This is a genomic window from Streptomyces sp. NBC_00885, from assembly GCF_045207475.1.
In the GTDB taxonomy this organism is placed as follows: Bacteria; Actinomycetota; Actinomycetes; order Streptomycetales; family Streptomycetaceae; genus Streptomyces.
Genome location: NZ_CP108796.1, coordinates 3412531 through 3433390, shown reverse-complemented (window position 1 = coordinate 3433390; position 20860 = coordinate 3412531). Strand labels below are relative to the sequence as shown.

18 protein-coding genes and 2 pseudogenes are annotated in these 20860 nt (G+C 69.8%); 9 read left to right on the top strand and 11 right to left on the bottom strand.

Annotated features, from left to right (window positions below; genetic code table 11):
* Position 1: 1 nt before the first annotated feature.
* Positions 2–1231 carry a fumarylacetoacetase gene (gene fahA, locus OHA61_RS15310; protein WP_406303482.1) on the bottom strand — a complete coding sequence of 410 codons (1230 nt, stop codon included), beginning with the start codon at positions 1229–1231 and terminating at the stop codon, positions 2–4.
* A gap of 84 nt (positions 1232–1315) precedes the next feature.
* On the bottom strand, positions 1316–3316 hold the full coding sequence (locus tag OHA61_RS15305; protein WP_406303481.1) for a CocE/NonD family hydrolase: 2001 nt from the start codon (positions 3314–3316) through the stop codon (positions 1316–1318).
* 175 nt (positions 3317–3491) lie between these two features.
* Between OHA61_RS15305 and OHA61_RS15300 the strand changes: the two genes are divergently transcribed.
* The 5 genes and pseudogenes from OHA61_RS15300 to OHA61_RS15280 all read left to right on the top strand — a co-directional run bounded on the left by OHA61_RS15300 (position 3492) and on the right by OHA61_RS15280 (position 9041).
* Positions 3492–4502: a polyprenyl synthetase family protein gene (locus tag OHA61_RS15300; RefSeq protein ID WP_324983653.1), complete on the top strand. Its 1011-nt coding sequence runs from the start codon at positions 3492–3494 to the stop codon at positions 4500–4502.
* 175 nt (positions 4503–4677) lie between these two features.
* Complete coding sequence (locus OHA61_RS15295; RefSeq protein ID WP_406303480.1) at positions 4678–5688, top strand: CHRD domain-containing protein; 1011 nt, start codon at positions 4678–4680, stop codon at positions 5686–5688.
* Positions 5689–5861: 173 nt separating this feature from the next.
* Positions 5862–7127, top strand: a complete 1266-nt coding sequence (locus OHA61_RS15290; protein WP_406303479.1) for a LolA family protein — start codon at positions 5862–5864, stop codon at positions 7125–7127.
* Between the two features lie 106 nt (positions 7128–7233).
* Positions 7234–8167: pseudogene (locus OHA61_RS15285) on the top strand (ABC transporter ATP-binding protein).
* Positions 8154–9041: an ABC transporter permease gene (locus OHA61_RS15280; RefSeq protein ID WP_406303478.1), complete on the top strand. Its 888-nt coding sequence runs from the start codon at positions 8154–8156 to the stop codon at positions 9039–9041. Before OHA61_RS15285 ends, OHA61_RS15280 begins: the two are co-directional and overlap by 14 nt.
* 18 nt (positions 9042–9059) lie before the next feature.
* Here OHA61_RS15280 and OHA61_RS15275 read toward each other — a convergent pair whose 3' ends face one another.
* Entirely contained in the window at positions 9060–9608 is a 549-nt protein-coding gene (locus tag OHA61_RS15275) for a flavodoxin family protein (protein WP_406303477.1), read from the bottom strand.
* Positions 9609–9730: 122 nt separating this feature from the next.
* The gene (locus OHA61_RS15270) at positions 9731–11053 is read right to left on the bottom strand and encodes a M28 family peptidase (protein ID WP_406303476.1); all 1323 of its coding nucleotides are present in this window, start codon (positions 11051–11053) and stop codon (positions 9731–9733) included.
* Positions 11054–11339: 286 nt separating this feature from the next.
* On the opposite strand from OHA61_RS15270, the gene OHA61_RS15265 reads away from it, so the two are divergent.
* Entirely contained in the window at positions 11340–11546 is a 207-nt protein-coding gene (locus OHA61_RS15265; protein ID WP_406303475.1) for a hypothetical protein, read from the top strand.
* Between the two features lie 16 nt (positions 11547–11562).
* On the opposite strand, the gene OHA61_RS15260 is transcribed toward OHA61_RS15265, so the two are convergent.
* Positions 11563–12012: a VOC family protein gene (locus tag OHA61_RS15260; RefSeq protein ID WP_406303474.1), complete on the bottom strand. Its 450-nt coding sequence runs from the start codon at positions 12010–12012 to the stop codon at positions 11563–11565.
* Between OHA61_RS15260 and OHA61_RS15255 the strand changes: the two are divergent.
* Together OHA61_RS15255 and OHA61_RS15250 are read left to right on the top strand one after the other, a co-directional pair.
* Positions 12011–12616: pseudogene (locus OHA61_RS15255) on the top strand (CGNR zinc finger domain-containing protein); the annotation flags it as partial. The gene OHA61_RS15260 and the pseudogene OHA61_RS15255 sit on opposite strands and share 2 nt — an antisense overlap.
* Before the next feature lie 18 nt (positions 12617–12634).
* On the top strand, positions 12635–13027 hold the full coding sequence (locus tag OHA61_RS15250) for an SRPBCC domain-containing protein (protein WP_406307369.1): 393 nt from the start codon (positions 12635–12637) through the stop codon (positions 13025–13027).
* Positions 13028–13030: 3 nt separating this feature from the next.
* Here OHA61_RS15250 and rarD read toward each other — a convergent pair whose 3' ends face one another.
* Positions 13031–14017 carry an EamA family transporter RarD gene (rarD, locus tag OHA61_RS15245; RefSeq protein ID WP_406303473.1) on the bottom strand — a complete coding sequence of 329 codons (987 nt, stop codon included), beginning with the start codon at positions 14015–14017 and terminating at the stop codon, positions 13031–13033.
* A 102-nt stretch (positions 14018–14119) separates the two neighbouring features.
* Entirely contained in the window at positions 14120–14980 is an 861-nt protein-coding gene (locus OHA61_RS15240) for an SDR family oxidoreductase (RefSeq protein WP_406303472.1), read from the bottom strand.
* 93 nt (positions 14981–15073) lie between these two features.
* On the opposite strand from OHA61_RS15240, the gene OHA61_RS15235 reads away from it, so the two are divergent.
* Positions 15074–15448 carry a winged helix-turn-helix transcriptional regulator gene (locus tag OHA61_RS15235; protein WP_406303471.1) on the top strand — a complete coding sequence of 125 codons (375 nt, stop codon included), beginning with the start codon at positions 15074–15076 and terminating at the stop codon, positions 15446–15448.
* Positions 15449–15482: 34 nt separating this feature from the next.
* Here the strand turns inward: OHA61_RS15235 and OHA61_RS15230 are convergent, their stop codons facing one another.
* The 4 genes from OHA61_RS15230 to OHA61_RS15215 form a co-directional block, all read right to left on the bottom strand.
* Positions 15483–16532 (bottom strand): 2-oxoacid:ferredoxin oxidoreductase subunit beta, encoded by a 1050-nt coding sequence (locus OHA61_RS15230; protein ID WP_406303470.1) that lies wholly within the window; start codon positions 16530–16532, stop codon positions 15483–15485.
* Positions 16525–18474: a 2-oxoacid:acceptor oxidoreductase subunit alpha gene (locus tag OHA61_RS15225; RefSeq protein ID WP_406303469.1), complete on the bottom strand. Its 1950-nt coding sequence runs from the start codon at positions 18472–18474 to the stop codon at positions 16525–16527. The genes OHA61_RS15230 and OHA61_RS15225 overlap by 8 nt, the downstream gene beginning before the upstream one ends.
* 249 nt (positions 18475–18723) lie before the next feature.
* Positions 18724–19383, bottom strand: coding sequence for a response regulator transcription factor (locus OHA61_RS15220; RefSeq protein ID WP_361914310.1), 660 nt, complete (start codon positions 19381–19383; stop codon positions 18724–18726).
* A 128-nt stretch (positions 19384–19511) separates the two neighbouring features.
* Entirely contained in the window at positions 19512–20825 is a 1314-nt protein-coding gene (locus OHA61_RS15215; RefSeq protein WP_406307368.1) for a sensor histidine kinase, read from the bottom strand.
* Positions 20826–20860: the final 35 nt, after the last annotated feature.

Below are 20860 nucleotides of genomic sequence, written 5' to 3'. Positions count from 1 at the left end.
CTCAGCCGACGCTCGGGACGATCCGGCCGGTCACTTCGCCGAGGCCCACCCGGGTGCCGTCCGGGCCGGGCGCCCACGCGGTCATCGTCACCACGTCGCCGTCTTCCAGGAAGGTCCGCTTGCCCTCGGGGAGTTCGAGGATGTCCCGGCCGTTCCAGGTGAGTTCGAGGAGCGAGCCGCGCATGTGGACTTCGGGGCCGCTGACCGTGCCGGAGCCGAAGAGGTCGCCCGTACGCAGGGACGCGCCGTTGACCGTCATATGGGTCAGCTGCTGGGCTGCCGTCCAGTACATCGTGGCGAACGGCGGCTCGGAGATCACATGGCCGTTGATCGCCACCGTGATGCGCACATCGAAGCCGCCGGGCTCGTCCTCGCCGGAGTCGTCGAGGTAGGGCAGCAGATCGAAGTCGCGGGCGGGCGGGGCGGTCCGCGCCGCGTCGAGGGCCTCGAGGGGGGTCACCCAGGCGGAGACGGAGGTCGCGAAGGACTTGCCGAGGAAGGGTCCGAGCGGGACGTACTCCCAGGCCTGGATGTCGCGCGCCGACCAGTCGTTGAGGAGCGAGAGCCCGAAGACATGCTCGCGGAAGTCCCCGAGCGGCACGGGCGTGCCCAGCTCGGAGGGGGTGCCGACGAGGAAGCCGACCTCCGCCTCGATGTCGAGCTTGACCGAGGGGCCGAAGACGGGGGCGGTGTCGGCGGGAGTCTTGCGCTGGCCCGAGGGGCGCACCACATCCGTGCCGGAGACGACGACGGTACCGGACCGGCCGTGGTAACCGATGGGCAGGTGCTTCCAGTTGGGGGTCAGCGCGTCCCCGTCCGGCCGGAACATCTTGCCGACGTTGGTGGCGTGGTGCTCGCTCGCGTAGAAGTCGACATAGTCGGCGACCTCGTACGGAAGGTGCAGCGTGACCGAGTCGAGCGGGTGCAGCAGCGGCTCGATGTCCGCGCGGTGGGCGGGCACCGTGACCCAGGCGGTGAGCGCGCGGCGCACATCGCGCCAGGCGGTGCGGCCCGCGGCGAGCAGCGGATTGAGGCTCGGCTGTGCCAGCAGCGCGGCATAGGGGGAGCCGAGGGTGTGGGCCGCGGCCCCGGCGTCGAGCACATGGCTGCCGATGCGGACGCCGAGCCGCCGGCGGCCGGGCTCGTCGGCCGTGCTGAAAACGCCGTACGGCAGATTGTGCGGGCCGAAGGGATCGCCCTCGGCCAGATCGAGCGGGCTCTGCTCGGGCATCGGTGCTTGCCTCGCTTTCCACGGGTGTGGGTCCCACGTTACGTGGATGTTCCCCCGCCGCGGCAGGCCACCCGGCCTGCGCTCTCACCCGGCCATACGGGGGATGCGCCGCTCCCAGGTGCGGTGGAAGACGATCTCGCTGCCGTCCCGGCAGACCACCTCGTCCCGGGTGATGAAGTCGGCCGCGTCGCAGCCGACTTCGGAGCGGGTCTCGATCGTCACGTCCCAGGCCAGCTCGGGCCGGTGCAGCCGGATCGTCCAGGTGGAGCGGGTGTGCGCGGAGTGCGGGTCGCGCTCGCGGATCGTGTACGTCTCCAGCGTGTCCTCCGTGTACTCGAGGCCGTCCGGATGAACGAGCGTGGCGCCGTGGCGCGGGTCGGTCTCGACGCGCCATTCGCCCTTGGCGACGTCCCGGGTCACCAGCCGCCCGGGCCGCGGCTCGTCGAGCGTCACGGGGGAGCTGACGCCGAGCGGCTCGGACTGTTCCGGCTCCTCGAAGAGGATCTTGTACTCGGCGCCCGCGCCCGGATCGCGTACGGGGAGCTCCAGACGGGAGCCCGCCGGGTCGAGGGTGAAGCCCGCGGAGCCGCTGTGGGGCCAGATCCAGGGCCAGTACGCGGAGGAGACGGCGAGCCGGATGCGGTGGCCCGGGGGGAAGGTGTGACCGATGGCGTTCAGCTCGAAGGCCACGTCCTCGGTCGTGCCGGGCGGCCAGGCGTTGGCGCGTTCGCGGCCGTGGCGGGCGGAGAGGCTCAGCACGCCGCGGGTGACGAGGGTGGAGGAGCCGTCCGGGGCGACGTCGCAGAGGCGGGCGATCGCCTGGCCGTAGGGCACGTCCGGGCGCAGCCGCAGGGTCACCCGGGGGCGGCCCAGGATCTCGACCGGCTCGTCGGTGACCGGGAATTCGAAGCAGGCCGAGCGGGCGTCCTCGTCGCGCTGGTCGGGCGGCAGATCGGCGTCGTTGCCGGTGGGGAGGAAGCGTCCGGCGTCCAGGCCGGTGTGCTGCGGCGAGTCGACGATGAGCGGCTCGCCCGTCAGCGCGTACGGCACTGAGGTGAGGTGCGGCGAGGGCCAGGCGGGGTCGCCGACCCAGCGGCCGGGCAGTTCGCGGTAGACGGTCGCGGGCCGGTGCGACTCGCTGATCCAGGAGCGCAGCAGGGGCTCGGCCATGACGCCGGTGTCCCTGCCCTTCAGCCAGTGGTCCCACCAGCGGAGGGTCTCCTGGAGAAAGCCGATCGCGGGTCCCGGCGGGCGGCCGCGGTCGGGGTACTCGTGCGGCCACGGGCCGATCAGGCCCCGTACCCGGTCGGGCGGCAGCTGCTCGACCAGGCGCAGCACGGTGTCCCGGTACGGATCGTGCCAGCCGCCGACCGCCAGGACCGCCGCGTCGACGGCGGCGTAGTTCTCGCGGACGCTGCTCTGTTTCCAGTAGTCGTCGCGGATCTGGTGGGCGAGCCAGGTGTGGATGAAGGGGGAGAGAGCCTCCAGCCGGTTCAGCCACTGCTCGCGCCAGGCGTCGCCGACGTGGAGCGGGTCGGGCGGCCGGGCGGTGAAGGCGAGCAGGGTCGCGGCCCAGGCGGGCATCCCGCCGGCCAGAACCGAACCGCCCATGTAGTGCGCGTCGTTGTCGTAGCGGTCGTCCGTGGAGCAGACGGTGACGATCGCCTTCAGCGGCTCTGGGGCGAGGGCGGCGATCCGCAGGGCGTCGGTGCCGCCCCAGGAGATCCCGAACATTCCGACCCGGCCCGTGCACCAGGGCTGTCCGGCCAGCCAGTTGATCACCTCGACCCCGTCGGCCGCCTCGGTGGCGTCGTACGCGTCGCCGGGCAGTCCCTCGCTGTTGCCGTGTCCGCGCACATCGACCCGTACGGAGGCGTAGCCGTGGCCCGCGTACCAGGGGTGGCGCTGATAGTCGCGCGGCGCGGTCCAGTCGGTCAGCCGGTAGGGCACATATTCGAGCAGGGCGGGAACGGGTTCGCCGGTCAGCGGCCGCCAGAGGCGCGCGTACAGCCGTGTGCCGTCCTTGAGGGGGATACGGACGTCCTCATGGGCGGTCTCGTACGGAAAATCGGTGCGGATGCGCATGGCGGGAGCTTCCTGGCGAAAGGGTCACTCGATGTCGTACCAGCTGATCACGAACATACCGGCGGTGACGGGAAGGCGCCCATGGTGATCGAAAGGCGACCGGATACGCTGACTTGAGTGAATCCAGCGACACATCGACAATCCGTGTGACCGTCAGCAGACAGGAGATCCCCTCGTGACCGTCGTCGGGCCGTTCGGGCTGAGCGTGCGGGACCAGGCTCTTGAGGCCGATGTCCAGACCGGATTGGCGGCTGTCGAGGCGGGTCTGCTCGATGCCACCAAGAGCGAGGTGCCCTTCATCACGGAGGCCGCACAGCATCTCGTACGGGCGGGGGGCAAGCGCTTCCGGCCGCTGCTGGTGATGCTCGCGGCCCAGTTCGGTGATCCGTACGCGCCGGGTGTCGTGCCCTCGGCCGTGGTCGTCGAGCTCACGCATCTCGCGACGCTGTACCACGACGACGTGATGGACGAGGCCGATGTGCGGCGCGGCGTGGACAGCGCCAACGCCCGCTGGGGCAACTCCGTGGCCGTGCTGACCGGCGACTTCCTGTTCGCGAGGGCCTCGCACATACTGGCCGACCTGGGCCCCGAGGCCGTGCGCATCCAGGCCGAGGCCTTCGAGCGGCTGGTCACCGGCCAGATCCTGGAGACGGCGGGGCCGCGTGACGGCCGCGACCCGGTCGAGCACTACCTCGACGTCATCGGCGGCAAGACGGGCTCGCTGATCGCGGTCTCCGGCCGGTTCGGCGCGATGATGTCCGGCGCCGACGAGGGTGTCGTGGACATCCTCACCCAGTACGGAGAGCGGCTCGGCGTGGCCTTCCAGCTCGCCGACGACGTACTCGACATCGCGAGCGACTCGCACGAGTCGGGCAAGACGCCCGGCACCGATCTGCGCGAGGGCATCCCGACGCTGCCGGTGCTGCGTCTGCGCGCGCAGGCCGAGGCCCACGGACGGCCCGAGGACCTGGAGCTCGTCGCCCTGCTGGACGGGGATCTGACGGACGACGCCCGGCACGGCGAGGCACTGCGGCGGCTGCGTGTCCACCCGGCGCTGGAGCAGGCCAGGCGGGACACCGTGCGGTACGCGGAGGAGGCGCGGGCGATGCTCGCCCCGCTGCCCGAGTGCTTTGCGAAGGCTGCCCTGGAGGAACTCTGCGACGCGGTGGTCCACCGCGCGGGCTGACCGCCGGCGGGCGGATTGACAAACCAGTTATCACGCCTGCGACCTGCTTCGGGTTCCACCCGAAGGATGTGACGCAGGTCTCATTCTTGGATTGAGTCTAATCTCGGATCCACTCCGTACTCATGCCCGGAAGCCGACGCACCGGGCGTTGGCACCAGTACGGGGAGATTTCAGAATGAAGCGCAACAAGGCACTTCTTGTCGGTACGACCGCCGTCGCCGCAGCCGCGGGCGTGGCGCTCGCCGTTCTGCCGGCCTTCGCCGACAGCAAGAGCTCCAACGCCGGCCGCGAGAGCCAGGGGGACAGCGGCGCGAGCATCTCGGTCCAGAGCGGCGGCAGCGGCTCGGACAGTGGTGCCTCCCTCTTCGTTTCCAGCCTGAACGGCGCGAACGAGGTGCCGGTGCAGGGCGGACCCGCCGTCGGTGACCGCGACGGCGTCGCGCTGGAGTTCGTGAAGGTCAAGGGGGACAAGGTGTCCGTTGCCGTGAAGTTCCGCGGCACCGACAAGCCGACCGCCCTCCACATCCACCAGGGCGCGAAGGGCACCAACGGCGGCATCAAGATCGACTTCACCGAGCTGGTCGGCAAGGGCAGGACCAAGGCCAAGGGCTGGACCGGCGCCGTCGCCGGCACGGTCAGGGTCAAGGACAAGGCCGTGCTCGACGCCTTCAAGGCCGACCCGAACGGCTTCTACGCCAACCTGCACACCGCACAGTTCCCGGGCGGCGCCGTCCGCGGCCAGTTCCACAAGGTGACCGGCTCCTTCAACTTCTCAGACGCCCTCGACAACTTCCAGGCCTCCGTGGTCAAGGGCAAGCAGATCTACGAGTGCAAGAAGGGCGAGGACGGCACGCTCTCCTTCCAGCAGCGCGATGTCCGCGCTGTCCTCGGCGGGAACATCGCCCACTCCTTCGTCGCCCCCAACTCCGGTACGCCGCAGTGGATCGCGCCCGACCACAGCGCCGTCACCGGCAAGCTGATCAGCAAGACCCCCAACGGTGACAAGAACATCGCCGAGCTGGACCTGAAGGCGACCCAGTCGGGCAAGAAGCGGGGCCTGTTGGCCGGCACCCAGGAGATCTTCCGGCTCAACACCGTGGGCGGCGTCGCCCCGGCCGGCAGCTGTGAGAAGGGCGCCGTCGTCGGCGTCCCCTACGGGGCCGACTACGTCTTCATCCAGAAGTAACCCCTCCTCAACTGGGCCTGCGGCGCTTCCCCCACTGGCTGGGGGAGGCGCCGCGTCCTTGTGTCATCCCATAGCAGTACGCCAAGTTGCTCCCGCGGACTGACGCTTCTGTTCACCCGATTTGGTCAGATGGAGTCAGTGGAACCTGACCAACCACGGAGGTAGGGCACACCATGGCACCGAACGACAGCGCACAGACCACCGAAGAGGCCGAGGACCTCGCAGCGGGCCGCCGCAGGGCAGCGCGCTACTTCGTCCCGGTCGCGGTGGCCGGGGTGGCGGCGGCGACCATCGGGCTCGTCCCGGCGCTCGCTGCCTCCGGTGACCCCGATCTGCCGAAGATCAGCGCGCAGGAACTCATCGAGAAGATGGCCGCCTCGGAGACCCAGCAGCTGTCCGGCAGCGTGAAGATCAACACGGACCTGGGCCTCCCGCTGGGCGGCCTCGCGGGGCTGGGCGGCGGCTCCTTCGCACCCAAGGGCCAGGGCGGCCCGGGCGCAGGCTCGTCAGCCGATCCCCAGGGCAAGCTGATGGAACTGGCCACCGGCTCGCACACCCTGCGCGTCGCGGCCGACGGCCCCGACAAGGCGAAGGTCTCCATCCTTGAGGACGCCGCCGAGTACAGCCTGATCCACAACGGCGACGAGGTCTGGGCGTACGACAGCGCCTCGAACGAGGCCTTCCACGCCAAGGACGGCGGCTCCGGTGAGAAGGGCAAGGAGCACGAGGCCCTGCCGAAGGACCTCCCGACCACGCCGAAGCATTTCGCCGACGAGGCGCTGAAGGCCGCGGGCGACACCACGTCGGTGACCGTCGGTGGTACGGCGCAGGTGGCAGGCCGCGATGCGTACCAGCTGGTCATCAAGCCCAAGCAGAGCGGTTCGACGATCGGCTCGATCAAGATCGCGGTGGACGCGGAGAACGGCGTGCCGCTGAAGTTCACGCTCACGCCGGCCAGCGGCGGCAAGGCCGTGATCGACGCGGGCTTCACCAAGGTCGACTTCTCCAAGCCGGCAGCCTCCACCTTCGACTTCACCCCGCCCAAGGGGGCGAAGGTCACCGAGGCCGACGAGCTGGAGAAGGGCGAGGGCGCCAGGAACCACGAGGGCTTCAAGGGCCCGAAGGACCTCAAGGGTCACGAGGACTTCGAGGGTGCCGAGGACTTCAAGGGTCTGAATGTCATCGGTGAGGGCTGGACCTCCATCGCGAAGATCGAGATGCCCGGTGGCCAGGGCTCCGGCGCGCCGAAGGGCGAGGACATGCCGCCGGAGGCGAGCAAGCTCCTGGACGCGCTCGGCGACAAGGTCGAGGGGAAGTTCGGCTCGGGCACGGTCTTCGAGACCCGCCTGGTCAATGCGCTGATGACGGACGACGGCACGGTCTATGTCGGCGCCGTGACCAAGGACGCGCTCGTGAAGGCCGCCAACGAGGGCAAGTAGCCCCACGCAGCGCCCATCGGGCAGCACGACACGCGCTGACAGTCCGCCCCGCCGTACGCTCCATACGGCGGGGCGGACCGCTGACCGAGCGAAACGGGGGACCGGAATGACAGCCGTCATCGAGACGCACGGGCTCACCAAGCGGTACCGGGGCGGCCAGTTGGCCGTCGACGGACTCGATCTGAGCGTGCCCGACGGCAGCGTCTTCGGGTTCCTGGGGCCCAACGGCTCCGGCAAGACCACCACCATCCGGATGCTGATGGGGCTCATCGAGCCGACCGCGGGCAGCGCCACGGTCCTCGGCAAACCCATGCCGCGCGCCGTTCGGACCGTACTGCCGCAGGTGGGCGCGCTGATCGAAGGGCCCGCGCTGTACGGGTTCCTGAATGGCCGGGACAATCTGCTGCGCTACGACTCCGCCGACCCCAGCGCCGATCCGCGCACCCGGCGCAGCCGCGTCGCCGCCGCGCTGGACCGGGTCGGGCTGACCCCGGCCGCGGGCAAGAAGGCCAAGGCGTACTCCCTGGGCATGAAACAGCGGCTGGGACTCGCGGCCGCGCTGCTGCAGCCGCGGAAACTGCTGGTGCTCGACGAGCCGACCAATGGCCTCGACCCGCAGGGCATGCGTGAGATCCGGTCGCTGGTACGGGAGTTGGCGGCCGACGGGACCACGGTCTTTCTCTCCTCCCATCTCCTCGACGAGATCGAACAGGTCTGTACGCATGCGGCGGTGATGGCCCAGGGGGCGGCTGCTCACTCAGGGCCCGGTCGCCGATCTCGCGGCGGGCGCGCTCGGGCGGCTGGTGGTCACCACCCCCGACCCGGCCGATGCCGCGCGCATTCTCAAGGAGCAGGGTGTGACCGATCTGGCCGTGACCGACGAAAGGGTGACCGGAGAACCGCCCGCCAAGGACCTCGCGGAGCTCAACGCGGCGCTGGTCCAAGCAGGCGTACGGGTACGGGGCTTCGGGGTCGAGCGGGCATCGCTCGAGGACGCCTTCGTCGCGCTGACCGGGGAGGGCTTCGATGTCGCAGGCTGACACGCTCGCAGTGGCCGCAGGGAGAAGGACGAGCAGCCCGCTGTGGACGCTCGGCCTCTTCCGCTCCGAGCTGACCACCACACTGCGGCGCTGGCGCACACTCGCCCTGCTGGGCGTGCTGGCCGCCGTTCCCGTACTGATCGGCATCGCCGTCAGGATCGAGACGAGCGACGGCGGACAGGCCGGCGGCGGCAGCGGCCAGGGGCCCGCGTTCATCACGCAGATCACCAACAACGGCCTGTTCCTGGTCTTCGCCGCGCTCGCCGCGACGCTGCCCGTCTTCCTCCCGATGGCGATCGGCGTCGTGGCGGGCGATGCGATCGCGGGCGAGGCGAACTCCGGAACACTGCGCTATCTGCTCGTCGCCCCGGCCGGGCGGACCCGGCTGCTGCTCGCCAAGTACGCCACGGCCTGCGCCTTCTGCCTTGTCGCGACCCTGGTCGTGGCGGCGTCCGCGCTCGCGGTCGGGGCGCTGCTCTTCCCGCTCGGCGATGTCACGACGATCTCCGGCACCCGGATCTCCTTCGGGGACGGGCTGCTGCGGGCCGGGCTGATCGCCGTCGTCGTCGCCGCGTCACTGACCGGGATCGCGGCACTGGGCCTGTTCGTCTCGACCCTGACGGGCAGCGGCATCGCGGCGATGGCGACGACCGTCGGACTGCTGATCACGGTGCAGATCCTGGACACGATCCCGCAGCTGAACGGGATCCATCCGTATCTCTTCCCGCACTACTGGCTGTCGTTCGCGGACCTGCTGCGAGAGCCGGTGTACTGGGACGAGGTGCTGAAGAACCTCGGTCTGCAGGGGGTCTACGCGGCGGTCTTCGGATCGGCGGCTTGGGCGCGCTTCACGACGAAGGACGTCACGGCCTGAACGGCATCGGCGCGGGCGTCATGGCGTGAAGAACTCCTTGGCCCGGGCCGTCGCGTCCGTGTCGCTGTCCACCTGACCCGGCCGGGTGCCGTTGCCGAGCAGGACGCCGCCGAAGCGCATGCCCATGAAGTCGGCGGTGTTGCGCAGGGTGCCGATCAGCGGCTCGGCCTTGTCGGCGGTGCTCGCGTACGAGGTGACGCCCCACAGCGTCCGCCCGGCCATCCGCGCCCTGAAGTCCGCGCCCGGCACCCGCAGCCAGCCCGACCAGTGGTCGAGATAGCGCTTGACCGAGGTCGAGACGCTGTACCAGTACAGCGGGGACGCGATGACGAGGTCGGTTGCCTCCAGGGTGGCGTCCAGCAGGGTTGCCGCATGCCCGGTGGGTGCGGGGTAGGTGCCGTCGCCCTCGTGGCGCAGGTCCTCGAAATCCGCGAGGGGGAGCTCGGACAGCCGCAGCCAGCGCTGCTCGGCCCCGGCCGGAAGCTGTTCGGCGGCCAGGCGGGCCAGCGTCTCGGTGTTGCCGCCGGTGCGGCTGCTGCCCAGCAGGAACAGGAACGTCCGGGTCATGGCATTTCCCCTTGCGCGCCTTGCGCGTCGTCCGATCGCGCGTACTCCGAAGATGACTGCATGCGTGCGCAAGTATATGCACACGCATGCAGTCCCTGGAGTGTGGCGGTCGCGGGGACCTCTCAGAAGGTGAGCTTGAAGCTGTTGATGTAGCCGGTGTCGTAGGCGGCCTTGTCCTGGACGCGGAGCTTCCAGGTGCCGTTGGCGACCTCGGAGGAGGCGTTGACGGTGTACGTGGCCTGGACGTTGTCGGCGGAGTCGGAACCGCTGAAGGGCTTGAGGTTGTAGACCGATCCGTCCGGGGCGAGCAGATCGACGACGAGGTCGCCGCGCCAGGTGTGGATGATGTCCACGCCGACCTTGAGGGTGCTCGGCGCGTTGCCGGTGCGGCCGGTGACGCTGACCGAGGAGGTGACCGCCGCGCCGTTGTCCGGGATGGCCACGTCCGCCGTGGACTCGTACACATCACCCGGCGGGGTGGTCGTCCCGGCGGACAGCGTCCAGATCGCGTGCGCGATCGCATCGCTGTTGCGGTCCAGCGCGGTGTCGTTGATGTTCGCGCTCGTGTCGCACGAGGAGTGGTAGCAGCGGTCGAAGGCCTGGCCGGCCGTGCCGCCCCACTTCTGGGCCTGGGCCGCCGTCTTGGTGTAGTCGGCGCCCGTGAACAGGCCGCCGACCGGGACGCCCGCGTTCTTGAACGGCGCGTGGTCGGAGCGGCCGTCGCCCTCGGTCTCGATCTCGGTGGGGATGCTCAGTCCGGCGAAGTAGTCCTTGAAGGTCTTCTCGATCGCCGGGTCGTCGTCGTAGACGAAGTAGCCGGGGTTCGGCGAGCCGATCATGTCGAAGTTCAGATAGCCCGAGATCTTCGAACGCTCCGCGGCGGGAAGGTTGTTGACGTAGTACCTCGACCCGACCAGGCCCAGTTCCTCGGCGCCCCACCAGCCGAAGCGCAGATGCTTCTGGGGGGTGAACTGTGCGCGGGAGACGGCGAGCGCGGTCTCCAGGACGGCCGCCGAGCCGGAGCCGTTGTCGTTGATGCCGGGCCCGGAGGTGACGGAGTCGAGGTGGGAGCCCGCCATCAGGACCTGATTGGGATCGCCGCCGGGCCAGTCGGCTATCAGGTTGTAGCCGGTGGCGCCGCTGGAGGTGAACTGCTGGAGGGACGTGGTGAATCCGGCCGCGTCCAGCTTGGCCTTCACGTAGTCGATGGACGCCTTGTAGCCACTGCGGCCGTGGGCGCGGTTGCCGCGGTTGGCGGTGGCTATCGACTGGAGCTGGGTGAGATGCGCCTTGACGTTGGCGAGGGGTATGTCGGGGGCGGCGAGCACCGGCGCCGGTGCCGCGGTGGCCGCGGGCGCGGCGGATGCGAGCAGCCCGGCGAGGGCGAGCGCGGCGGCAGCGGCCGTGCGTATGGGCAGGGACCGTCTGGACAAGGACAGGGGCATGTGTGGGGGCTCCGAATTCCGAACGGGGACAGGACGGAACGTGCGAGACGCCCTGGGATGGCGGGTCCCAGGGCGTTGGAGCTGTTGGTGCGCAGTGCGTGCTGAGAGTTCAGCGAGAGTTTGACTCACCGTCAAGGGCGGAAACCGGTCAGCGGTGTTCGCATGCCGGACGATCCGGCGCCGACACGGTTGATACGGGTCACGGAATGGGCAATGCCGAGGCGCTGTTCAGGTACGAGGCCGCAGGCCGGGAGCGGAAGAAGCCGCCGAGCCGCAAGCTGACGGCATGAACCTGGACCCGTTCGTCATCCTGACCCTCTTCGGCGAGATGTTCCTGCGCGCCGGTGTGGTGGCGGTGTTCATCACCGTGGGTGTGATGGGTCTGCTGGTTGGCCTCGTCGCGCTGGGCACACGTCGTATCCGCCACCGGTGGACGGACGCCGAGGAGGAGTGCGAGGGGCTGGAGTCCTTCACCTGGAACGATCCGGAGTAGCGGGATCCGCGCCCCATTACTCCACGCAGAACTCATTGCCTTCCGGGTCGGCCATCGTCGTCCACACGCCCTCCGGCTGGTCCGCGTGGTAGAGGACCCGCGCGCCCAGGCCCTCCAGCCGTGCCACCTCCGCCTCGCGCTGCTCCGCGCCGACGTGCAGGTCGAGATGGAGCCGGTTCTTGGTCGTCTTCGCCTCCGGGACGCGCTGGAAGAGCAGCCGGCGCCCGCGTCCCATCCCGGTGTCCTTGTCGAACGGATCGTCCGGATGCCGGACTGCGACGTAGTCGCGAAAGGCGTCCCGGCCGTGCGACTGGACCGTCGATTCTTCCGGCAACTGCCCGTATCCGCGCAGCCGCTCGATGAGTGCGCTGTTGTCCTCGACCTCGTAGCCGAGGGCTTCGGCCCAGAAGTCCGCCTGGGCGTGCGGGTCGGAGGTATCGACGACCAGTTTCCAGTGCAGGGTCATGCTAACCACTTATAGTGGTTACGTGAGCGAGGCTGCAAGAGGACTGACCCTGCATACGCCGGACGGGCGTCGCTTTCGTTTCGACCCCGGCGCGCTCTGCCTTGAGCTGCTGACGACCGGCGGACCCGGCGACTTCGCGCGGTACGAGGTGCTGCACGAGCCCGCCGACCTGGTGCGCTGGGCGGGCGAGAGCCGGCTGCCGGACGGTCTTGAGCCGGTCGTCGCGCCGGACGAGCTGTGGGCCGCGCGGGCACTCCGGGACGCACTGTGGCGGCTTGCCTCGGCGCGGGTACACGGCCGCGCCACGAGCCCCGCCGACCTGGCAGTGGTCAACGAGGCGGCGGCGCAGACCCCGCCCGCGCCCCGGATAACCGACCGGGGCGGGCGCGACTGGGCGCCCGGGGCCACCGGCACCCAGCTGCTGTCCGCCGTGGCGCGCGATGCGGTGGACCTCTTCACCGGTCCGTACGCACACCGCATCCGCGAATGCGGCTCGCACAACTGCTATCTGCTCTTCGTCGACACCTCACGCCCGGGCCGACGGCGCTGGTGCGCCATGGAACGGTGCGGCAACCGCAACAAGGTCCGGGCGCACCGCGTCCGCCACGAAGGAGGCCGAACCATGCCACGAGGACTGACGCAGGACGCCGGCTGGGAGATCGGCGTGTCCAGGACCCTGCCCCTCCCGGTGGCCGCCGTATGGGAGTTCATCGCGAGCCCCGAAGGCGTCGCCCTCTGGCTCGGCGAGGATGTCCGGCTGCCCACCGCGAAGGGGGAGTCGTACGAGACGGGGGACGGGATCGCCGGTGAGGTGCGCAGCTACCGGCCCGGTGACCGGGTCCGGCTGACGTACGGCACGAGCACCCTCCAGGTCGCGGTCTCGGCGTCCGGGGAGGGCAGGGCCGTGCTCCGCTTCCACCAGGAGCGTCTCGCGGACGCGGAGGAGCGCGAGCGGCAGCGCGCGCACTGGAAGGCCGTGATGGTCGAGGTCAGCGACGCCCTGGGCGTGGCCTGAGTCTCAGGCCGTAGGTTCCGCCTCCGGCTGTGGAGACTGAGGCGTGGGGACCTGCGACGCCCGGGACGGGGCCGCCGCCGCGGCCAGCCGCAGCGCGTCCGCCCTCGTGCGCCGTGCCGTCCGTAGCGCGTCCCAGGTCAGGCACGTCAGCGCCAGCCACACCAGCGCGAAGCCCGCCCACCGCTCGGCAGGCATCGCCTCGTGGAAGTACAGGATCCCCAGCAGGAACTGGAAGACCGGCGCCAGATACTGCAGCAGCCCCAGCGTGGAGAGCGGCACCCGGATCGCCGCCGCGCCGAAGCAGACCAGCGGCGCCGCCGTCACGACACCCGTCGCGGCCAGCAGCGCCGCATGGCCCGCGCCGTGCGAGCCGAAGGAGGCGGAGCCGTCCGCCCCCAGCCACAGCAGAAAGCCGAGCGCGGGGAGGAACTGAATCGCGGTCTCGGCGGCCAGCGACTCCAGACCGCCGATGTTGACCTTCTTCTTGACCAGGCCGTACGTCGCGAAGGAGAAGGCCAGCGTCAGGGAGATCCACGGCGGCTGCCCGTAGCCGATCGCCAGGACGAGCACCGCCGCGAAGCCGGTGCCGACCGCCGCCCACTGCGCCGGACGCAGCCGCTCCTTGAGCAGCAGGACGCCCATCGCGATGGTGACCAGCGGGTTGATGAAGTAGCCGAGCGAGGCCTCGACGACATGGCCGGAGTTCACCGCCCAGATGTAGAGGCCCCAGTTGACGGTGATCACCGACGCGGCGACCGAGATGAGGGCCAGCTTGCGGGGCTGACGTATCAGCTCCCGAATCCAGCCCCACCGCTTCAGCGCCACCAGCGCGATGCCGACGACGGCCAGCGACCAGACCATCCGGTGGGCGAGGATCTCCAGCGCTCCGGCCGGCTTCAGCAGTGGCCAGAAGAGCGGGACCAGGCCCCACATTCCGTAGGCCCCGATCCCGTACAGCAGTCCTGCCCGCTGTTCAGCGTCCGACTTCACTGGCCCCTCCGCCCACGCGCGCAATATCCCGTCGAAGGTACGCCGCACAAGGCCGTTCAGTCATGTCCGTATCGCCATACGGTCATGACGGATCATGGATGGCTACGACGCGGCGAGTGCCGCCGCGACCGAGTCGGCGAGCGGAGTCGTGGGGCGCCCGGCCAGCCGCGCCAGGTCGCCCGACGTGCCCGCCAGCAGCCCGCGCCCGACCGCCGCGTCGACGTCGACGAAGATCTCGGCGAGCGGCTCGGGCAGCCCGGCGCCCGTCAGGATCTCCAGGTGCGCCTCGGCGGGGACGTTGTTGTAGGTGATCGTCCGGCCGGTCTGCCGGGAGAGCTCGGCGGCGTACTCCGCGAAGGACCAGGCGACGTCGCCGCTCAGTTCGTACGCCGCACCCAGGTGGCCCTCGCCGGTCAGCGCGGCCGCCGCGGCTGCCGCGTAGTCGGCGCGGGAGGCGGAGGCGATCCGGCCCTCACCGGCGCTGGCGAAGACGGCGCCGTGCTCCAGGACGGGGGCGAGGTGCTCGGTGTAGTTCTCGGTGTACCAGCCGTTGCGCAGGAGGGTGTACGGCAGTCCGGAGTCGACGATCGCCTGCTCGGTGACGTGGTGCTCGGCTGCCAGCCTGAAGTCGGCGCCGGGCCCGCCCAGCACGCTTGTGTACGCGAGCTGAGCGACGCCCGCCGCCTTCGCCGCGTCGATCACGGCGGCGTGCTGCGGCACCCGCCGGCCGATTTCGCTGCCGGATATCAGCAGCACCCGGTCGCCGGCGCGGAAGGCCCCGGCCAGCGATTCGGGCTCGCTGTAGTCGGCGATACGCAGCTCGATGCCGCGCGCCGCGAGATCCGCGGCCTTCTCCTTGTTGCGGACGACGGCGGCCAGCTGCTCGGCGGGGACGAGGGCGAGCAGCTCGTCGATGACGAGACGGCCGAGGGCTCCGGTGGCTCCGGTGACGACGATGCTCATGGGTGATTTCTCCTTGTTCGGCGGGGTTCCAGAGCTCACCCTAGGGCGGGCGCTAACTATTGGAAAGTACCCACTTTGAAGTAAGGTACTGGCATGGCCGTAAGGAGAGACCCCGACGTCAATCAGGCGATGTGCCCCTCGCGTCTGATCCTTGAGCACGTCACCAGCCGCTGGGGCGTGCTCGTTCTCGCCGCACTGCTGGAGCGCTCGTACCGCTTCAGTGAGCTGCGCCGCGAGGTCGGCGGCGTCAGCGAGAAGATGCTCGCCCAGACGCTCCAGACGCTGGAGCGCGACGGCTTCGTGCACCGCGATGCCAAGCCGGTGATCCCGCCGCGCGTCGACTATTCGCTGACCGAGCTCGGCAGGGAGGCCGCCGAGCAGGTGTGGGGCCTGGCCCGCTGGACGGAGAAGCGGACGGACGAGGTCCTTGCCGCGCGCACCGCGTACGACGAAGCCCGGACCTCCTGAGGGGAGATCCGGGCCCTGGTGGCTCAGCGGCAGGTCAGCCGACGACCGTCCAGGTGTCGTTGCCGGCGAGGAGGGCGGCGAGGTCGCCCTTGCCGTTCTGCTCGATGGCGGTGTCGAGCTGGTCGGACATCTGGGTGTCGTAGACGGGCCGCTCCACGCTGCGCAGCACGCCGATCGGCGTGTGGTGCAGGGTGTCGGGGTCGGCGAGGCGGGACAGCGCGAAGGCGGTGGTGGGGCTGGGGTTGTGCGCGTCGTGGACGAGGATCTGCGACTCGTTCTCGGACGTGATGTGGACGGCCTTCAGGTCGCCGGTGGCCCGGTCGCGGATGACGCCCTTGTCGTTCTCCGTGCCGAAGCGGATGGGCTGTCCGTGTTCGAGGCGGATGACGGCCTCTTCGGCCTGCTGCTTGTCCTTGAGGGCCTCGAAGGCGCCGTCGTTGAAGATGTTGCAGTTCTGGTAGATCTCCACCAGCGCCGTGCCCTGGTGGTCGGCGGCCTGGCGCAGTACCTCGGTGAGGTGTTTGCGGTCGGAGTCGATGGTGCGGGCGACGAACGAGGCCTCGGCACCGATCGCCAGCGACACCGGGTTGAAGGGGGCGTCCAGGGAGCCCATAGGCGTCGACTTGGTGATCTTGCCGACCTCGGAGGTCGGGGAGTACTGGCCCTTGGTGAGGCCGTAGATCCGGTTGTTGAACAGGAGGATCTTCAGGTTCACGTTGCGGCGCAGGGCGTGGATGAGGTGGTTGCCGCCGATGGACAGCGCGTCGCCGTCGCCGGTGACCACCCACACCGACAGGTCCCGCCGCGAGGAGGCCAGGCCCGTGGCGATCGCGGGGGCGCGGCCGTGGATGGAGTGCATCCCGTAGGTGTTCATGTAGTACGGGAAGCGGGAGGAGCAGCCGATCCCGGAGACGAAGACGATGTTCTCCTTCGCCAGGCCGAGCTCGGGCATGAAGCCCTGCACGGCGGCGAGGATCGCGTAGTCACCGCAGCCCGGGCACCATCGCACCTCCTGGTCGGACTTGAAGTCCTTCATGGACTGCTTGGCCTCGGCCTTGGGCACCAGTGAGAGCGCCTCAGTCATTGATGGCCTCCTTCAGAGCCGTGGCCAGCTGCTCGGCCTTGAACGGCATGCCGTTGACCTGGTTGTAGCTGTGCGCGTCGACCAGATACCTCGCCCGGATCAGGGTGGCGAGCTGGCCGAGGTTCATCTCCGGTACCACTACCTTCTCGTAACGCCCCAGAACCTCTCCGAGATTCCTCGGGAAGGGGTTGAGGTGGCGAAGATGAGCCTGGGCGATGGGCAGTCCGGCGGCGCGCAGGCGGCGGACGGCGGCGGTGATGGGGCCGTAGGTGGAGCCCCAGCCGAGCACCAGGGTGCGGGCCGCGTCCGGGTCGTCCACGGTCAGGTTCGGGACCTCGATGCCGTCGATCTTGGCCTGGCGGATACGGACCATGAAGTCGTGGTTGGCCGGGTCGTAGGAGATGTTGCCGGTGCCGTCCTGCTTCTCGATCCCGCCGACCCGGTGCTCCAGCCCGGGTGTGCCGGGCACCGCCCACGGCCGCGCCAGCGTCTTGGGGTCGCGCTTGTAGGGCCAGAAGACTTCGCTGCCGTCAGGCAGGGTGTGGTTGGGGCCGGTGGCGAACTGCACCCGCAGATCGGGCAGCTCGTCCACGTCGGGGATCCGCCACGGCTCGGAGCCGTTGGCAAGATAGCCGTCCGACAGCAGCATCACCGGGGTCCGGTAGGTGATGGCGATCCGGGCGGCCTCCAGGGCGGCGTCGAAACAGTCCGCCGGGGTCCGCGGCGCCACGATCGGCACCGGCGCCTCACCATTGCGGCCGAACATCGCCTGCAGCAGATCAGCCTGCTCGGTCTTGGTCGGCAGCCCGGTGGAGGGCCCGCCGCGCTGAATGTCCACCACCAGCAGCGGCAGCTCCAGCGAGACCGCAAGCCCGATCGTCTCCGACTTCAGCGCCACACCCGGTCCGGAAGTGGTGGTCACCCCCAGCGCCCCGCCGAACGCCGCGCCCAGCGCCGCACCGATCCCGGCGATCTCGTCCTCGGCCTGGAAGGTGCGTACGCCGAAATTCTTGTGCTTGGACAGCTCGTGCAGGATGTCGGAGGCCGGCGTGATCGGGTACGAGCCCAGATACAGCGGCAGGTCGGCCTGCTTGCTCGCGGCGATCAGCCCGTAGGACAGGGCCAGATTCCCGGAGATATTGCGGTACGTGCCGGTCGGGAAGGCCGTGCTGGCCGGGGCGACCTCGTAGGACACGGCGAAGTCCTCGGTCGTCTCGCCGAAGTTCCAGCCCGCCCGGAACGCGGCGATGTTCGCCTCCGCGATGGTGGGCTTCTTGGCGAACTTGGTCCGCAGGAACGTCTCGGTGCCCTCGGTGGGGCGGTGATACATCCACGACAGCAGCCCCAGCGCGAACATGTTCTTGCTGCGCTCGGCCTCCTTGCGGGACAGCCCGAAGTCCTTGAGCGCCTCGATCGTCATCGTCGTCAGCGGCACGGGGTGGACGTGGTAGGCGTCCAGCGAGCCGTCCTCCAGCGGGGAGGTGTCGTAGCCGACCTTGGCCATCGCCCGCTTGGCGAATTCGTCCGTGTTGACAATGATCTCGCCGCCGCGCGGCACGTCTCCGATGTTGGCCTTCAGGGCGGCCGGGTTCATCGCCACCAGCACGTTCGGCGCGTCGCCGGGGGTGAGGATGTCGTGGTCGGCGAAGTGCAGCTGGAAGCTGGAAACGCCGGGCAGGGTGCCTGCCGGGGCCCGGATCTCGGCGGGGAAGTTCGGCAGCGTCGACAGGTCGTTCCCGAACGACGCCGTCTCCGAGGTGAACCGGTCACCCGTGAGCTGCATACCGTCACCGGAGTCACCCGCGAAGCGGATGATCACCCGGTCCAGTCGGCGGATCTCCTTGTCGCCGGCGGGCTTGCGCTGTTCCCCGACAAGAGCCTCATTGGACTCGTCATCGGCCTCATCGGCCTGCTCGGCTGGGCTACTGACCTGGCTGGTCACTGAACTGGACCTCCCTCGAGGCGGCTGCTCGGGCCCGGTCGGCCCACCGGCCGTCCCATTAGCCACCCTACGTCCGTAAGGGTGGCCTTCCCTGGACCGCTCATATGCCGGACGTCCTTGTGAGACACCCCGGCGCCCTGGTTTGCCATCTTTTGCTTCGCCCCCGGGTCCTTCCTGTAAGACGCTCCCCATTCATACTTTGGTTCTGGGACTAACGACCCGCTCGATACCTGACAGAGTGTCAGCCAATTACGAGTTCAGGTAGGTCAACACCGCCAGTACACGCCGGTGATCCCCGTCGCTGGGGGACAGTCCGAGCTTCAGAAAGATGTTGCTGACATGCTTCTCCACCGCGCCGTCGCTCACCACCAGCTGCTTGGCGATCGCTGAATTCGTCCGCCCCTCGGCCATCAGGCCCAGGACCTCACGCTCGCGCGGGGTGAGATTGGCCAGCACATCCTGCTTACGGCTGCGGCCCAGCAGCTGCGCGACGACCTCGGGGTCCAGCGCGGTGCCGCCCCGGGCCACCCGCACCACGGCGTCCACGAACTCACGCACCTCGGCCACCCGGTCCTTGAGCAGATAGCCCACGCCGTGGCTGCTGCCCGCCAGCAGCTCGGTGGCGTACTGCTCCTCGACGTACTGCGAAAGGACCAGCACCCCGATCCCCGGATGCTCCCGGCGCAGCTGCACCGCCGCCCGTACACCCTCATCCGTATGCGTGGGCGGCATCCGCACGTCGGCGACCACGACATCGGGCAGCGACTCCTGCGCCGCGAGGTCACCGATCGTCTTGATCAGCGCCTCGGCGTCCCCCACGCCGGCCACCACATCGTGCCCGCGGTCGGTCAGCAGCCGGGTCAGGCCCTCCCGAAGCAGCACTGAGTCCTCGGCGATGACCACCCGCACCCTGTCCTCCACAACCCTGAAGCCCCCATGTCGATCTGTGTCCCACCCGTGCACCTACAAGCATCCCAGTATGGGACCCGACTGTGCCCTGGCCGGGAGAATCGACGGATCGGGAGATTGGGGGCAGATCAGCCACGCCAGGGAAGCTCGGCGGTCACCGTCGTCGGACCGCCGGCCGGGGAGTCCAGAGCCAGGATCCCGTCCACCGCGTCCAGCCGCTCCGCCAGGCCCGCAAGACCGCTGCCCGCACTGAGGTCGGCGCCGCCACGGCCGTTGTCGGTGACCTGCAGCATCAGGCGGTCCTGGGAGCGCCAGACGTCGACCGTGGCGCGGCTCGCCTGCGCGTGCTTGCTGACGTTCTGCAGCAGCTCGGAGACCGTGAAATAGGCGATCCCCTCGATGGCGGGGGCGGGCCTCGATGGCAGGTCCACCTCGACGGTCACCGGGACCGTGCAGCGCGAGGCGACGGCGGAGAGGGCGGCGTCCAGCCCGCGGTCGGTCAGTACGGCGGGATGGATCCCGCGCGCCAGATCGCGCAGCTCCTGCAACGCCACCTTCACTTCGCCGTGCGCCTCGTCCACCATGCGCGCGGCCGCGTCCGGATCCTCGGCCAGTTTCTCCTTGGCGAGCCCCAGATCCATGGCCAGGGCGACGAGGCGGGCCTGGGCGCCGTCGTGCAGGTCGCGCTCGATACGCCGCAGATCTGCGGCCGCCGTGTCGACGACCACGCCGCGGTCCGACTCCAGCTCGACGACGCGGGTGGCCAGCGTGGAGGGGCCGAGCAGACCGGTGACCATGACCCGGTCGAAGGAGACGAGAGCGCGGATCACCCAAGGAGTCACGAGGACCAGCACCAGGCCGACGGCGGCGGTGGAGCCGATCTCGAAGGGGGTGTCGATATAGAGCTGGTTGCCGTCGCTGTCGCCGTAGAGCGAGATGCCCGGCTGGTCGAGGTAGCGCGGGAAGGTCCAGTGCCACAACGGATACGTGAGCAGGGCCCAGGCGTTCACCCAGAAGGTGACCGAGACGACGAAGGCGAAGATCGCCCACGGGAAGTGCAGCAGCGCGTAGAGCAGATGCCGCCAGGACGCCCCGCTCTTGAGGACGGCGCCGACCCAGGACATCAGCCCGCCCTTCCGGGCCCGTATCGGCTCCGGATTCCCGACCTCCAGCCCCAGCAGCCCTCGCGCCCGCGCCCGCTCCATCGCCCCGAGCCCCCGGCACCCGGCGAGCCCGGCGGCCAGGACCGGAATCCCGAGGAAGGTGATGAGCAGGCCCGCGCCGAGCGAGACGCCGGCGACGGCGAAGGTGAAGAAGACGATGCTGATCGGCAGACTCAGCAGCAGATAGCCGAACTCCCGCCATGTCCGCCCTTCGAGCGGCGCGCGCAGAGCGGCGGGGAGGAAGTGCTCCCGGCGCTCGGATCCGTATTCGGTGGCCATCGGGGTCGTCCGTTCTGCGATGCGGGCTGTCATGG